We start from the raw sequence: 15,666 nt of genomic DNA, 5'->3' as shown, positions 1-15,666 counted from the left end.
TGGGTGACAGGGCTTGCGTTGGCGCGAAACTGCGCTAAATGTGGCAGGTAAATCAGATCACTATCCAAGGATGAACGCCATGAGCGACGCACAAGCGCAAATCAAAGAAACCGTAGACGGCAACGATGTTGTTTTGTTTATGAAAGGCACATCAGAAATGCCGCAATGTGGGTTTTCATCCCGCGTCGCTGGCGTGCTAAATTATATGGAAGTGAAATACCAAGATGTGAATGTGTTGGCTGATGAAAATATCCGCCAAGGCATCAAAGACTTTTCCGATTGGCCAACAATTCCCCAGCTTTATGTAAAAGGTGAATTTTTGGGTGGCTGTGACATCATCACCGAAATGACCCTGTCTGGTGAATTGGACACATTGTTGGAAACAAATGGTGTGACATTCAACAAAGATGCGGCCGATAAAATCCGTGAATCAAACGCCTAAGCTTTTCATCAAATAAACGAAAAAACGCGCCCGATTGTTTGGCGCGTTTTTTTGTGTCTTGAATAATGCCAATATACTTACGCAACTTGTGACAACCTCGTGGGTACAGCGCGACGCCCCAATTGCCACTTTCATGACAAGTATTTCGGACATGCCATTTATTATCTGCGCCATATTTGATCCTCACGTGTGAGGTGAATCCAAAATGTCATAAGATAAAGAATTCGCCCAACGTGACTGCTTCGAAACCCTGCTCTCACCACTCTTTGTGGGCGCGTATCCGTGGTATATAATGCGCCTTTGGTTAATCAGAAATTCCAGCTAAATGCGGTTGCCTTTTCCGACACGTCCCACAACTTGGTCATAACATCCTTATCATATGCGTGGGGTTCTAACGTGCCTTGACCGACTGCGCCGACAACTTCCATGCGTCCAGTGGGGCCGTGAAGCGCACGCTGTTGCAATCCATCTTGGGTGGCACACATGACTTCGGGATATGCACCCTGTTGCGCGGTTTGAACCATGGGGGATTTGGTCATAAGCCACCATGCAAACCTGGTCAATAAGCCACCGCTTGTGCTGATCAACGATGTCGCCGACGCGCCTGGATGACAGACATAGACCTCCACATTCTTTTTTGCCGCCTTGATGCGATCCTGCAATTCATAGGCAAACATCATCTGCGCGAGCTTGCTTTGACTGTAAACGGAGTTTGCACTGTAGTTTTTATCCCAATTCATGTCGTCGAACTGGATTGTTCTACTCCCCAACTTATAACCAAGGCTAGCGACGACCACGATCCGACCTTTCGATTCCTCGATACGATCAAACAGCATCCCACAAAGCAGAAAATGGCCGTAATGGTTGGTTCCAAGTTGGCTTTCGAAACCGTCAACAGTGAGCTTTTGTGTTGGCACCTGCGCGATTGCCGCGTTGCAAATCAGCGCGTTAATCTGGGGAACGGTTTTGCGCAATATTTCCGCTGCATTCCGCACACTGGCGAGTTCGGCCAAATCCATACGGATGAAGCTCACTTCTGCGCCCGCGCCAAACTCGTCTTTTAGCGTGTTCAGGGCAGCGGTCGATTTTTCGCTACTACGGTTTAGCATGACGACACGTGCACCTTTCGACAATAGGATACGAGATGCCTGAAACCCCGCACCGGCGTTGCCCCCAGTTATGACGTAAGTTTTGCCACCAAGTGAGCCGAGGCGTTCGGGCGTCCAGCCCTTTGGTCCAAATGTTGTGTCTGTCATCGTTTTGATCCTTATGGCGCTAAGCCGCGCGAAATATTGTGGTTAACTTGATTATCAAATAGCTCTCATAATCATCAAAAAATAGACGATATCGTCGCAAATACTTGCCTGATTGTATCACAGTGGTTGCCAACACCGTTGTGATGAGCATAGATTTACCGCATGAGCAAACAACACATCATGCAAATAATCCAAAGCAGAATAACAACGGATGGCCTTGTCGAAACTGGGGTCACGGGGGTCAGGTTATTTAGGGCGACCGCTACCATTCCCTGTGCACCAGCCGTATATGATCCCTGTGTGATTGCCATCGTGAGCGGAACAAAAGAGGCCGTGCTGGATGGCGAACATCATGTCTATGACAGCAGCCAGTACATGTGTTGCCCAACCTCGATGCCAGTAAAGGCAGGGACACCAACAGCGTCACCAGACAATCCGTTGTACGGGGTGATTATATCGCTTGAGCAGCGCGTAATGAATGAACTGGTTACAGAGATAGACAACGCAGGTGACGCACCACCGTCGGACGGAGTGAGCACAAACCCACGCGGGATCAGGCTCGCACGTTGGGATGCAGCGTTTACAGATGCGTTGTTGCGTTTGTTGCAATTGGGCGATGATGACACGGATACAGCCGTCCTTGGTGCCACGCGTCTGCGAGAACTTTATTACGCGATCCTGAAAGGCGAAGCAGGCTATTTTTCACGACGAGCTTTTGGTGCAGGAAATGCCATTGCACGGTCGATCGCGCATGTGTCTTCCAATCTGAAAGATCCAGTATCGATAGACGAAATGGCCGCCCGTGCGCATATGAGCCGCGCAGTGTTTCACCGCAAGTTTAAACAGGCAACAACGATGTCGCCAATCCAGTTTGTAAAATCCATGCGTCTCAACACCGCCGCAATGAAGATTAATGGAGGCTTGACCGTGAACGAAGCGGCCATGGATGTGGGATACGTAAGCCCGTCACAGTTCAGCCGAGAGTTCAAACGGATGTACGGACAGTCCCCGAGACAATGGAGCGACACCCAAAGTGGCACTGGGGCCGTGACCTAAAAACGTGGTTTGGTAATCTGTGCTCCAATTGTGGATGGTTCCTGGTTCATGTTAATAATGAGGAGTTGAGCACGACACAGAAATCGATGCACTCGAAAGCGGCTGCACACAAAGACAGGAAAACAACTTCGCATTACAGTTTTAAGCGCCGTAAATTCAATAGTTCGGCATAATCTGGTCTTTGCTCATGCAGGCACTTGGGTCTTTTCTTCGACAGGCGCAAAGCAACTCAGCGATGTAACGCTTGGGAAAGTATTTAAGTCGGAAAAACCCCAAGTGATAGCTCAGATAGATATGCAACCGTCCATAGATTTCGATCAACGTTCCGAGATTGAGTTTCAAAAAAACAGACCAATTCAGAATGGTTTGGTTTTATGTTTCAACCTTGGTCGAGCTAAACTCTTGGTCAGTAAACTAAAACGATATGAATGTTGGTATTTGCGGGAAATATACGTGCCAATAGATAACTATGAAAAATCTAAGCTGTCATACGAAACTGAACTTGAGTGGCAAATGCCCCCCGCTCTACTATCTCAAAGCATCAATTCCGTCCTATCTTCTAGGAAGTGGTCGATTAGTCGGCGGGTGAGTGCTTTCTGCGGACCTATGTCTGGCCAGACCGCGTAGATTCCCAGTTCGGGCAGATTCCAATCTGACAGAACAGGGATCAAGCGACCCTGCGCAAGCTCCTGTTCTATTTCACCCAATGGTAGATGCCAAATACCAAGCCCAGCTAACACAGCGGCCTTTGCGGCCGACACGGTGTTAACCTCCACGCGTATACTCGCCGGATCGATTTGTATCGACCGCCCTTTGTTCTCCACAGTCACTTGCGACGGAATTTGTGTAACGGCAATGAAATCTTGCTCTATGAGATCATCTGGTGACTTTATCGTCTCTCGTTTTGCTAAATACTCGGGCGAAGCAACAAGCCGCCGTTTGAAACTGCCAATGCGACGGCTTTTGAGACTACTGCTGCGCAACGTGCCAAGCCTGATCGCCAGATCAAATCCATCTTTGATCAGATCGGTCGGCGTATCGCTGCAATGCAGAGAAATCGCAACCATCGGGTGTTGATTTGCAAAATCCCAAAGAGCCGCGTGCAATCGGCTCTGTTCCCCAAATGCTGGCATTGCAATGTGCAACGCACCAACAGGTTCGTCATTTTCAGCATTAATTGCATCCAACGCCTCTTCGCCTGCCGCCACCATGCGGCGCGCGGGTTCAAGTGCGATATGACCCTCTGGCGTTAATGACATCGAACGCGTCGAGCGAAAAAACAGCGTGACACCTTGGCGATCCTCTAGCCGCGACAAATGATGGCTGATCACGGAAGTGGAAAGTTTAAGACGGCGCCCCGCCGCGCTTAAGCTCCCAGTGTCGGCAATCGCTACAAACACTGCGAGGCTGCGATAATCATCAATCATCTTTCTAATTCCTGTAAAAATGATTTCTCATTTATTGGGATAATCAAAAAGATAACTTCTGTCTATTTATTGTTTCAGCAGAAAGGACAGAACAATGTTTGTAAGCACCGCCACAATAACGACAAAACGCGCGAGCATTTATTTGCAACAATTGTGCAAACATTTTGGACATAAGGTCGAAGTGCGCTTTGACCCAGTGTCTGGTGATATTGCCTTGACGTTTGGACACTGTGCACTGAGCGCAACGCCAGACAATCTGTTCCTGACCGTTAGTGCCGAAACACAAGCCGGCCAAATGAAGACCAGCCGCGTTATTGCCAGCCACCTTGAACGGTTTGCCTTTCGCGAAAACCCCAACATCACGTGGCACCATAAGACCGCCGCTTAATCAACCAAAAACTGGAAAAACACATGACACTTAAATCGCTTATTACATCTGCAATCATTGCGACATCTGCAACAGGCGCATTCGCAGATGACACCGCAACCGTGACCACATTTTATGACCTACTGAGCAATCCAGGGTCTCAAGAACTCGTTGCCGAATTTCAGGCTGCAACGTCTGAAGACTGGTTTAGCCAAGGTGACTATTCCGGCAACAATAAATCCCGCGAGGCCTTTTTGGGTCAAATGGGTGGCTTTGCCCAACTTATCCCTGATTTAAACTGGGCCATTCAGGACATACACCAAGACGGCGACACAGTCATCGTGCGCAGCCGTGCAACAGGTACACCGGTCGCACCATTCTTTGGTGTTGATGGTGAGGGCCGCAGCTTTGACATCATGACCATCGATATTCACGAGTTGGAAGCCGGTGTTATTACACGCACTTACCACATCGAAGACTGGGCAGGCGCTTTACAACAGCTTGCGGGCAAATAATCAACAACACCGATGGCCCAGATCATTCTGGGCCAAACCAAAGGAGCGCAATATGCAACGCAGAACATTACTCACAACGTCCCTTGGCGCAACGCTAGCGTTGATCCTTGGAACACAAGCAGGAGCACAAGACATGGACGAAACAACACAAGCAAGTTTTGACACGGTCATGGGGTTCATGGGTGCCATGGGCACTGGCGACATGGATGCAATGGGCAAATTGATGGCAGACGACATGATCTGGCACAACGAAGGCGACACGACCCTGCCGTGGGTTGGTGAAACCGTTGGCAAAGACGCGATCTTTGAATTTCTGGGTGTGTTCTCGTCCAATTTTCAAACCACGAAGTGGGAAAACACAGATGCCTTTGCATCGGCTGACACCGTTGCTGTATTTGGTCGCATGAACGGCATCACCACCCATAGCGGCAAGGAAATCGGTGAATTCACCTTTGCACTGCGCGCGAAAGTCCGCGATGGTCAGGTTGTATTGTGGAACTGGTTCGAAGATAGTTTTGCAGTTAGCAAAGCGTATCATGGATAAAACCAAAACATGCGGGCGAATATCGCGCCCGCATCATTCCATTCAAGGTGAGACCATATGACCATCGCAGTAACAGCAGTTTCCGGCCAATTGGGCGGCGCAATCGCCCGTGCTCTGATCGAAACGCAGCCAGATCAAACCATCATCGGCCTTGCGCGCACCCCTGCCAATGTTGGTGATCTTGGTGTCGAAATCCGCGCGGGTGACTATGGCCGACCAGATCAACTGTGTGCCTCTCTTGCTGGTGTTGACACCTTGCTGCTTGTCTCTGGGATGGATGCACCCGATGCGCGCATTCAACAGCACCGCAACGTTATCGATGCCGCCAAATCGGCAGGTGTGAAAAAAATCGTTTACACCAGCATCCAAGGCGTCGAACAAGGTACTGCCTTTTCACCCGTGGTGCAAAGCAATCGCCAGACAGAGTCAGACGTACGCGCATCAGGGCTTGACTATGCCATCGGGCGCAACGGCATCTATATTGAACCAGATGTCGAATATATTGAAAGCTACAAAACACGCGGAGAAATCGCCAATAGTGCGGGTGCGGGTAAATGTGGCTATACCACCCGATCGGAACTCGCTTTTGCGTATACCAGTCTGCTCACCAACGATATCTTTAACGGACAAACAGTTAACCTCTATGGAACACCAATTACCCAATCACAACTGGCCGATTATCTAAACAACGCATTTGGCACGTCTCTCGTTTACCGTGAAATGACACCCGACGAATTTATTGCAGACCGCACAGTTGAGCTAGGTGACTTTATCGGGCCAATTATCGGGGGTATTTATGAAGGTATCCGTCAAGGTATTTACGATACACCAAGCGATTTTCAAGCCGTAACGGGTCGCCCCCATCAAAGCTGGGAAGAATATTTTAGTGCATTATGATTTGCTTGCAATCGCGTTAACTGACGGATGGCAAAATCCTTAGGAACCAGCCGCGCCCTTGCCTGCGCGCCGCCCAAACACCACACCGGAAGTTAAACCAGAGCCCCCAGGGTATCCTTCAAAAAACACACCCCCAACCATTTCACCACAGGCATACAGACCTGAAATCGGCGCACCGTTTTCATGGAGTATACACCCCTGTCCGTTCACCTTTAATCCACCATAGGTAAATGTAATGCCCCCTGTTACAGGATAGGCGCGAAATGGTCCCTGATCTATTTTTTGTGCCCAGTTCGATTTGGCCAACGCCAATCCAGTTGTCGATTTGCCATCTAAAACCGTAGGATCAAATGCAACATCGTCATTCACTGCATCATTATACGCAGACAAGGTAGCCGTTGCGCCCGCCTGATCGACACCGTCCAATTTGGTGATCAATTCATCTAAACTCTCGGCCTCGACATAATGAGCGTCGTGGAAATTATATTCGGCGTAGAGCAAATCGGCCACCTTGGCATCAAAAATTTGCCATGCGAAATGCTCGGGCTGCTCCATTATTGCCGCGCCGAATTGAGCATAGGTATAGTTGCGAAAATTAATGCCCTCATCCACAAACCGATCGCCTTTTGCGTTCAACATTACACCCAGAAAATAACAAATTTTGCGATAATTTTTACGCTCGCCAGCGGGGATATCCAGATTGCCGTAGTCAACCATATGCAAATCCATTGGCGTTGCATGGCACCCACCAAAAAATCCATATGTTTGGGCACCCAATTTTTGTGCCATAACCAAACCATCGCCCGTATTATGAGGGGTTCCGCGAACTTTTGCTTTGTCCCAATCATCGCCGATATGAGTTTTGCGTAAATCGGCGTTAGCCTCAAAACCGCCACAAGCAAGGATCACAGAATCCGCCATCAACGTTTCACGGGTGCTGGTTTTCACACCTGTCACAGCATCGCCATCGGTAACCAATTCCGTTACCGCACAGTTGTAACGGATTTCACCGCCCATGCGGGTGAACGCGTCCAATTCTTGGTCAAACAGACCAACACCTTCGTTTGCACTAGCAAGGGTCAGGCCACCCCAAAACACATCGCGCCCGTCTTTTTTGAAACTTTGACGCGCGTAAATCGGATCGAACTTCACATCGTGGGATGACAACCACGCCATGGCGTCATAGCTTTCGCTCACGAGTGTTTCTTGTTCAACGCTCAATGGACGCCCACCGTTGAAGCCCAACAAATCGCTAGCAAATTTTTCACGTGGATAGCTACCGAAATCGGTGGTTGCAATGCGTGGATCATCTGGGTTTTGCAGCAGTGGCAACAATGAACTCCCGTTTTCATAGGCAAAACGCATCGCACCAGCGGTGTATTTTGTGTTACCGCCTGACATGTCCTGATCAGCCTTTTCCAGCATTAAAACCTTGGCGCCATTTTCAAGGGCTGCGATTCCTGCGCAAAGGGCCGCGTTACCTGATCCAGCGATGATGACATTTTTCATTTTGTGTTCCAAACCTGCGGATTAATCATGTGAATGGGATTGTTGTTATCAAACGCGTTGATTTGATCGAAAATGTCTGAAAATTGCAGATCAAATTCGTCCTCGGTTACATAACCAAGATGTGGCGTCGCGATGACATTTGGGTGCGTTAACAAAATGTTTTTTGTGTCCAGCATTGGCTCTGTTTCAAACACATCGATGGCAGCGTGAATGCGCCCTTTGGCGATTTCTGCCTCTAATGCTCCTGTGGCGACCAAACCCGAACGCGATGTGTTTACAAAAAGGCTTCGCGGTGACATCGCCTCCAAATCATCTGCCGTGATGATCCCACGCGTGCCGGGTTTCAAACGCACATGCAGCGATACAATGTCAGAGCTTGCAAAAAATTCAGCGCGTGACGATGCAACGACTTCGCCATTCTCAATTGCTCGCATTCGCCCCTCATCAGACGACCACCATTGCACATTCATGCCAATCGCGCGGGCATAACCCGCGACAGAGCGCGCTATACGCCCATACCCATAAAGCCCAAGTGTACGCCCGCGTAACGTGCGCCCCACCCCAGATTGCCATTTTCCAGATTTCAGCGACTCTATTTGCTGTGGAATTTGTCGATAACTGGCAAGGATTAACGCCAATGTATGTTCTGCCGCCGCATAAGATGGCGTGTCCGAATGCATATTGGAACAAAGCAAAATGTTATTTTTAGTACAGGCTTCCACATCGATATGGGGATAAACGCTACGCTGTGAAATCAAATTTAGATTGGGCAATTGATCCAGTAATTCAGCAGAAATTTTGGTCCGCTCACGAAACAAAACGAGAGCTTCTGCATCTTGAATACGTGTGGCCAGCGCGGATGGATCGGGTTCATGATCCGTCCAAACCGTCACGTCATGCCCATTCAGTTTCTTGAAACACTGCAAATTGCGCAACGTGTTAAACCAATCATCTAAAATATGAACTTTCATTTAGGAACAGCCCCTGCCTCTGGCGCGTTATGCGCGATTTGTACATATTGTATACACTTGGATACAATATGTACAAGCCCCTAATTTCCACTCCAAACAGATTTGGGGATATATACCTCGCCAGATGCGATTTTGCGTGCTGTGCGCACCAATCCTGCGGAATTTAGCGCAAAGCCATCCGCACCGATTTCATAATCGACCAGAACATCAATCAAACCCGATGGATGTTCCAACGTGACCTTTGCAGGGGTTTCATTGGAACGATCCGCCAGCCCATCGGCGATGGTGTTTGGGGTCAGCAAACAAGATGCCAAACACTGCGCGCCAGTCACGGCCATCGTTGGATGACAATTCCATGGCATGAAATACCGCGCAGCAACGCTCCCGCCTTGGTTGGCAGGGGCAAGCAGACCAAATTTGGGGGCCACGGATTTTGATACATCACCCATGCCCATTTTTTCACCCGCTGCGATGCGCACCGCTTCCATCCGTTCAAAAAACGCTTTGTTTTCATCCAGCTCTGTCGCGGTTTCATACCCCGTAAGACCAAATTCCGATGCGCGTGCAATGACCATCGGCATCGCCACATCCATACAGGTTACCGTAATCCCATTGATCGTATCGGTAAGGTTCCCCGTGGGTGTAAACGCACCCGTAATACCACCAACAGTGTCCATGAAACGCAATGCCACGGGTGCAGATGTGCCAGGGACGCCATCAATCTGTGCATCCCCTACATAGCTCACGTCGCCATTTGGAGTTTGAACACTGGCCGCAACACGCGCACCTGTGTTCACAGCCAAAATATTGACGTTGGTTTCACCATCCTGCGGCGATACCAACCCCATTTCAATCGCGGCGGGGCCAACACCCGACAGGATGTTGCCACAGGTCGGTTTGAAATCGACCAGTTTGTCCGTGACGCTGACTTGGGCGAAAAAGTAATCAACATCCGCCCAGTCGTCATTTGATTTTGATAACATCGCAACCTTGGTGGTGACGGCTGCGCCACCACCAAGCCCATCAATGTTCAATGTATGTCCTGATCCAACGATGGCGATTAACACCTCTGCCAGTTGATCCAGATCATCTGGCAGATCCGCGCGGTTCATATACGGCCCACGTGATGTACCACCACGCATGAGCAGGTATGGAATTGCTGTCTGGGTCATGTGAACGGCCATGGCAGATCAAAATACCCTTGCAACAATCCCGGTGGGAAGTCGCGGTTCAACAACCACGCCATCGCACACATGAACGCCAATCCACATGCGGTATATGCGGCACAATAAAGCGTGCTCATTCCCGCGCGGATTTTAAGGAAGCTGAACAAAAATACAGCCAGCGCGATGATAAACCCAAACAATGACGTCAGGATCAACAGACCCGCAAACCAAGCCAATGTCGGCCAAAGACCATGCGTCGCGGTCGCATCATCACCATCCATTTCACGATCTGCAAAAATCGTATCGGTTTCAGGTTTCATCATCATGCGTATGATCAATGCAATACAGCCAATCAAACAGACGCCTCCAACGAACATCGGGAACACGCGATCACGGCTGTATTCTGGGATCATCCATGCGTTGAAATACGCAAATGCGATATAGCCGGTGATGGCGATCAAGAATATGAACGGCGCGCGTTTGCTGCCTGATTTCACATCACCCTCTGCCATGATGTTCTTTGCCTGACGCAATCCCAAAACAACCGAAACAACGGTAATGATGATCAGCACAATCACGATGGGTGAAAACAGATAATCAATACCTTCGCCAAAGCTTTTGCGAAAACGCGATGAAGCGATTTGCAATGCTTGGTTTGCATATGTTTCTGCGGGGTTGGATAAAACAAACCCGATTAAAAACGCAGGGCGCGACCAATCAAAGCGGCGCATCAAAATGCCCAACAAACCAATTGCAAGCAAGGCCACCAAATCCATCAGGTTTTGCCCAGACTGGAATGCGGCAAAGCTAATGATCATGAACAAAAACGGCGCGAGCAGTGCGAAACGAATTGTTGTGAGCTTTGCAATACCACCCGAGATAAATATACAGATAATCGTACCCACCACATTGGCAAGTGCCAGCAACCAAACGATGGAATATGTGATATCAAGGTTGTTTTTCAACATCGCGGGCCCGACCTCGATCTGACCAGAGCCAAGCAGTGCAATCGCACCAATGAAAATCGCCATGGAACCGGAACCCGGGATACCAAACAATAATGTTGGGACCAAACCGCCGCCCTCTTTGGCGTTGTTTGAACTTTCTGGCCCGATAATGCCGCGCACTTCACCCTTGCCAAAATTGGACTTATCCTTGGTTGTTTGCACGGCATGCCCATAGGCAATCCAATCCACAACCGATCCACCAAGGCCAGGTATAACACCAACAATCACACCAATGATCGAACATCGTACCGACAGCCAGATATTGGCGTACCAATCTTTGATGCCCTCGATCCAGCCACCACCGATTTGTGGTTCTGCGGAAATGGCGCGATCTTGGCGCAACAGCGAAATAATTTCAGGGATCGCAAAAATGCCCAAACCAACGATCACCAATTTCAACCCATCGGCAAGATAAGGCAGATCATATGTCGACATGCGCAAATCGCCCGATGACGCGCCCTCACCGATTGTACCGATCAACATGCCGAGCCCCGCCGCAACCAAACCTTTGATTGCAACGCGCCCTGCCAAGATACCCACCATCGACAGGCCAAAGATAGTGATCATCAACAATTCAGGGGTGCGAAATTCCAACACGATTGGACGTGCGATCAGGATAAAAACCGTAAGAAAAGTTGCGCCAACCAGCCCACCAAATAATGATGAGGCGAAAGCTGCGGATAATGCGCGAGCCGCCTGTCCACGTTTGGCCATTGGGAAACCATCCAACACGGTTGCCTGTGACGCTGATGATCCAGGTATGCCCATCAACACACTGGCAAATGTATCGGACGTTGGCACAACTGCCACCATCCCCACCATCAATGCCAGCCCCAAAATCGGATCCATTCCGAACATGAATGGCAACAGCAAAGACAGCCCAGCGATACCGCCAAGTCCTGGGAAAACGCCGATACACAGCCCCATAATTACGCCAAGTACAAGATAGCCAAGAACAACGGGTTGAAGAATAAGCCCCCAAGCGTCACCCAAGGCAGGCAATGCCGAAAGAAACACGTCCATGTCCCTACCTCCTACGATTTTAAAGAAAAAAAAATGCTCCGCCGCTGAGCGCGACGGAGCGGTAACAAAACGGGGTTACTTAATTGAAACGCCGTATCGTTCTTGGAGCCAATTCACGACAAAGTCTTTAGCTGATTGTGGAACATCAGTCCCACTTTTCAGTGCACCTTTTGCTTTTGCTCCAGTCATCTGTGGGTATTTACCCAGATTGTTTGCAGAAATTTCTGCGAAATCAGCGCGTGCTTTGACCTTTTCAAATGCTTCTGAATAGGTAGCGATTGCCGCTTCTGGCGCGCCTGCTGGCAAAAATACCATCTTTTGCGCTGGGAAACCCGCGATAAAGAATGACTTCCATGCTTCCCATTGATCGCCTGATGTTTCACAAGATGGTGTCGCTTCGCAGATCTCTTTGAATGTTGGCATATCTGGGAATGTTGGGTCACGCACGATGTTGCCATCGTCGTCCAACGCGCCCCAGCTCATCATTGGAACGGCAGTACCAGCCTCGACCAATGGTGTTACACCTTTCAGGTATGAAGATGATGTTTGATAATCGATATTGGCTTCGCCACGTTCGAACATCAATCGGCCATCACCGCGACCTTTGATGCCAAACACAGGCTCAACATTCAGACCCAACATTTCCCAAGCCAGCAATGGCACCAGATCAAGACGTGTTGCACCTTGGCTACCGTAAATAAAATCGGTGCCTTGCAATGGCGTGGCATCCATGCCGTCCATTGATGCAGCCAATTCAGGTGTCAGATAGGCAACGCCCCCTGTCCCTGATGCCAATACAACATTCCAATCAGAATATTCATATTTCACACGTGGATCGCCCAACAAATATGGGAATTGTGTCGAACCAGATGATCCAAAAATCAATGTGCCATCTTTGTATTCTTGACCTTGGAAATAGTTGGCACCTTTGGTTGAACCCGCACCCGGCATGAATTTGACAACAACCGTTGGTTGGCCTGGCAATGCTTCTGACAATAATGGCGCATAAAAATTTGCCCATTTCGCTGAACCACCTGTTTCAGAAAACGGAATCACCCATTCAACAGTTTTACCCGTAAGATCGATGGCATGGTCGTCCGCTTGAGCTTGAAAACCGATAAGCGCCGCTGCAGTCGCAGCAAAGCTTGCGGTCACGCGTTGCGTGGCTTTAAATTTGGACATATGTTCCTCCCTTTAAAATCGGCACAATTCAAAACTGCACCTCGTCATAGAATCGTAAGGGTGTCCGCCCTTGTTGATTTTGCCTTTATGATCTGCGAACCTTGCGTAAAACTTGCATGACAAAGAAAACATAAATGCGCATCACCCTCGTTGAAGATAACATCAGCCTAGCTAAAGGGATTGCCTATCGGCTTGAGGATACTGGCCATGCCGTTGATATACTGCACGATGGAACCGAAGCATCTGCGTTTTTGCTGGATGATCAATCTGATCTAATTATTCTTGATATTAACCTACCTGGCAAAGACGGGCTAACACTACTCAAAGAATTGCGTAGCCGTGAAGACATGCGCCCGATCATCCTATTAACCGCACGCGCACAAACCGAAGATCGTATCATAGGGCTAGACGCAGGGGCCGATGATTATCTGATAAAACCTTTTGAAATCGCAGAGTTAGAGGCCAGAGTTCGCGCACTATCAAGACGCCGCACAACACCACAACGACAATTCCAAAACTTTGGCCGGCTTCGATTTGATGCACCTGCACGACAATTATTTGCAGATGGCAACCCGCTTGAAATTCCACGCCGAGAATTATCGTTATTTGAATGCTTACTCAACGCAGAGGGTCGATTAGTGTCAAAAAATAGTTTGTTGGATTTTTGTTATGGCGTTGGTGCGGATGTCGAGGAAACCGTAGTTGAGGTGTATGTTTCTCGCCTTCGGCGGCGGCTAAAACCATATGGTGTTTCCATTCGCGCCCAGCGTGGCTTGGGCTATCAAATCATGACAAGTGAAGCGGAATGAAACTCAACTCGCTACGCGCACGCCTTATTATCATTATTCTAGGTCCCCTATTGGTGGTGTCGATCGCCGCCGGCGCATGGCAGTTCAAAAATGCAACCGAACGCGCCGAAGATATTTTTGATCGCGGTCTGCTGTCTGCTGCATTGGCCATTACGCGCGATATGTCTGTGACGGGTGGCGATGCGCTCACACCTTCTTCACGCCTGTTGATCAGTAACACGTCAGGTGGCGAAGTATTTTATCACGTTTTTGCGCCTGATGGCGTGTTTGTCACAGGTTATGCAACCCCACCCGTATTATCCAGCAGTGCACTTTCAAGTTTTCAAGAACCAAAATACAGCGATGGACTGTACCAACGCCGAAGCGTACGCGTATTGCGCGTGCAGGACACCGCAAAAATTGGGGAAATATCTGGCCTGTTCACAATTACGGTTTGGCAAAATTCGAATGTACGCCAAGATTTTGTACAAGACGTGGTCACACGGTCATTTTCAGTGATAGCATTTCTTATTGCATCCGTTGCTCTGATTGTCTGGTTCGGTGTCAACCTCGGTTTGCGCCCTCTACTAGATCTGCAAGAAGCCATAGCGAAACGCTCACCAAGCGAGCTGGAACCTATCCAACGAAGTGTTCCCATTGAAATACGTGGGTTAGTTTCAACGCTCAACACATTACTTGATCGTGTATCAAGGCGTATTAGCTCTAAAGATGAATTCATATCTAATGCAGCCCATCAAATGCGCAATCCAATCGCAGGCGTATTAGCGCTCGCAGAATCCGTACAAACCGCCCCAAACGCCAAAGCGATGAGCGAGCGCAGTTCAGAATTGGTGCTGGCCGCGCGTGAGGCAAGCCACCTGACCAATCAATTGCTTTCCTTTGAGCGCGCGAAAGGAACAGAGCGCACAGAAACGATGCAAGAGATCGATTTAACAACTTTGATAAGCGAAACCGTAGCCAAATTTAAATCCAAAATGGCACCCCAAACCATCGCCATACGTTCGAATGTTCCATCCGAACCAGCAACAGTGTTATGTGATCCGCTTATGATGCAAGAGGCGTTGATCAATCTATTAAACAACGCCGTCATTCATGGCGGCGAAAATTTATCAGAAATCGAAATTGTTTTGCAAAAGAAAGCATCGCATGTGGAACTCACGATAGCTGACAACGGTGTCGGCATAAAACCGGAGGATATTTCGCTTGTAAGAAACCGTTTTGGTCAAACAAGCGGAAGTCAGGGCAGCGGTTTGGGCTTGCCGATTGCTATAAAAGTTATTGAAAATCTTGGCGGTGAATTTTCATTCACAAATACCGTTGTTGGTTTGACAATCAACATAAAAATCCCCACAGCCACGTGAAACCATGGTGTCCGTCGTCAGATAAATTGGAACACGTGAGCTTATAAATTAATGGAGGCTCTGGTTCGTCGTTGATTTGATTATGCCGCTTTTCTGAAGTGTTGCAAGCGGCGCTGATTGATGGTGTTGCGTTT

15 protein-coding genes are annotated in these 15,666 nt (G+C 49.0%); 8 read left to right on the top strand and 7 right to left on the bottom strand.

The features are described from left to right. Positions 1-79: 79 nt before the first annotated feature. Positions 80-442, top strand: coding sequence for a Grx4 family monothiol glutaredoxin (gene grxD / locus IE094_RS00075; protein WP_189638548.1), 363 nt, complete (start codon positions 80-82; stop codon positions 440-442). A 308-nt stretch (positions 443-750) separates the two neighbouring features. Here the strand turns inward: grxD and IE094_RS00070 are convergent, their stop codons facing one another. Further along, entirely contained in the window at positions 751-1,698 is a 948-nt protein-coding gene (locus IE094_RS00070; protein WP_189638547.1) for an SDR family oxidoreductase, read from the bottom strand. Positions 1,699-1,860: 162 nt separating this feature from the next. On the opposite strand from IE094_RS00070, the gene IE094_RS00065 reads away from it, so the two are divergent. Next, positions 1,861-2,754, top strand: a complete 894-nt coding sequence (locus IE094_RS00065) for an AraC family transcriptional regulator (protein WP_189638546.1) — start codon at positions 1,861-1,863, stop codon at positions 2,752-2,754. 533 nt (positions 2,755-3,287) lie between these two features. Here the strand turns inward: IE094_RS00065 and IE094_RS00060 are convergent. After that, a complete protein-coding gene (locus IE094_RS00060) occupies positions 3,288-4,181 on the bottom strand; it encodes a LysR family transcriptional regulator (RefSeq protein WP_189638545.1) in 894 nt (297 codons plus the stop codon). A 94-nt stretch (positions 4,182-4,275) separates the two neighbouring features. Between IE094_RS00060 and IE094_RS00055 the strand changes: the two genes are divergently transcribed. From IE094_RS00055 to IE094_RS00040, 4 genes are read left to right on the top strand one after another with little or no spacing between them, the layout of a single operon-like run. Continuing rightward, a complete protein-coding gene (locus tag IE094_RS00055) occupies positions 4,276-4,569 on the top strand; it encodes a DUF2218 domain-containing protein (RefSeq protein ID WP_189638544.1) in 294 nt (97 codons plus the stop codon). A 23-nt stretch (positions 4,570-4,592) separates the two neighbouring features. Continuing rightward, positions 4,593-5,063, top strand: a complete 471-nt coding sequence (locus IE094_RS00050; RefSeq protein ID WP_189638543.1) for an ester cyclase — start codon at positions 4,593-4,595, stop codon at positions 5,061-5,063. Between the two features lie 52 nt (positions 5,064-5,115). Then, a complete protein-coding gene (locus IE094_RS00045) occupies positions 5,116-5,607 on the top strand; it encodes a nuclear transport factor 2 family protein (RefSeq protein WP_189638542.1) in 492 nt (163 codons plus the stop codon). Positions 5,608-5,664: 57 nt separating this feature from the next. Continuing rightward, complete coding sequence (locus tag IE094_RS00040; RefSeq protein WP_189638541.1) at positions 5,665-6,504, top strand: SDR family oxidoreductase; 840 nt, start codon at positions 5,665-5,667, stop codon at positions 6,502-6,504. A 39-nt stretch (positions 6,505-6,543) separates the two neighbouring features. On the opposite strand, the gene tcuA is transcribed toward IE094_RS00040, so the two are convergent. The 5 genes from tcuA to IE094_RS00015 all read right to left on the bottom strand — a co-directional run bounded on the left by tcuA (position 6,544) and on the right by IE094_RS00015 (position 13,362). After that, on the bottom strand, positions 6,544-8,013 hold the full coding sequence (tcuA, locus tag IE094_RS00035; protein ID WP_189638540.1) for an FAD-dependent tricarballylate dehydrogenase TcuA: 1,470 nt from the start codon (positions 8,011-8,013) through the stop codon (positions 6,544-6,546). Then, positions 8,010-8,984, bottom strand: coding sequence for a D-2-hydroxyacid dehydrogenase family protein (locus IE094_RS00030; protein WP_189638539.1), 975 nt, complete (start codon positions 8,982-8,984; stop codon positions 8,010-8,012). Before IE094_RS00030 ends, tcuA begins: the two co-directional genes overlap by 4 nt. An 80-nt stretch (positions 8,985-9,064) precedes the next feature. Next, positions 9,065-10,156, bottom strand: a complete 1,092-nt coding sequence (locus tag IE094_RS00025; RefSeq protein ID WP_189638538.1) for a 4-oxalomesaconate tautomerase — start codon at positions 10,154-10,156, stop codon at positions 9,065-9,067. After that, on the bottom strand, positions 10,153-12,180 hold the full coding sequence (locus IE094_RS00020) for a tripartite tricarboxylate transporter permease (RefSeq protein ID WP_189638537.1): 2,028 nt from the start codon (positions 12,178-12,180) through the stop codon (positions 10,153-10,155). Before IE094_RS00020 ends, IE094_RS00025 begins: the two co-directional genes overlap by 4 nt. A gap of 75 nt (positions 12,181-12,255) precedes the next feature. Beyond that, positions 12,256-13,362 (bottom strand): tricarboxylate transporter, encoded by a 1,107-nt coding sequence (locus IE094_RS00015; protein WP_189638536.1) that lies wholly within the window; start codon positions 13,360-13,362, stop codon positions 12,256-12,258. Between the two features lie 134 nt (positions 13,363-13,496). On the opposite strand from IE094_RS00015, the gene IE094_RS00010 reads away from it, so the two are divergent. Together IE094_RS00010 and IE094_RS00005 are read left to right on the top strand one after the other, a co-directional pair. Then, the gene (locus tag IE094_RS00010) at positions 13,497-14,171 is read left to right on the top strand and encodes a response regulator transcription factor (RefSeq protein WP_189638535.1); all 675 of its coding nucleotides are present in this window, start codon (positions 13,497-13,499) and stop codon (positions 14,169-14,171) included. After that, positions 14,168-15,532 carry a sensor histidine kinase gene (locus IE094_RS00005; protein ID WP_189638534.1) on the top strand — a complete coding sequence of 455 codons (1,365 nt, stop codon included), beginning with the start codon at positions 14,168-14,170 and terminating at the stop codon, positions 15,530-15,532. Before IE094_RS00010 ends, IE094_RS00005 begins: the two co-directional genes overlap by 4 nt. Positions 15,533-15,666 lie beyond the last annotated feature (134 nt).

Source organism: Paramylibacter ulvae (assembly GCF_014652655.1).
In the GTDB taxonomy this organism is placed as follows: Bacteria; Pseudomonadota; Alphaproteobacteria; order Rhodobacterales; family Rhodobacteraceae; genus Amylibacter; species Amylibacter ulvae.
This window is presented reverse-complemented; position numbering and strand designations above follow the sequence as displayed.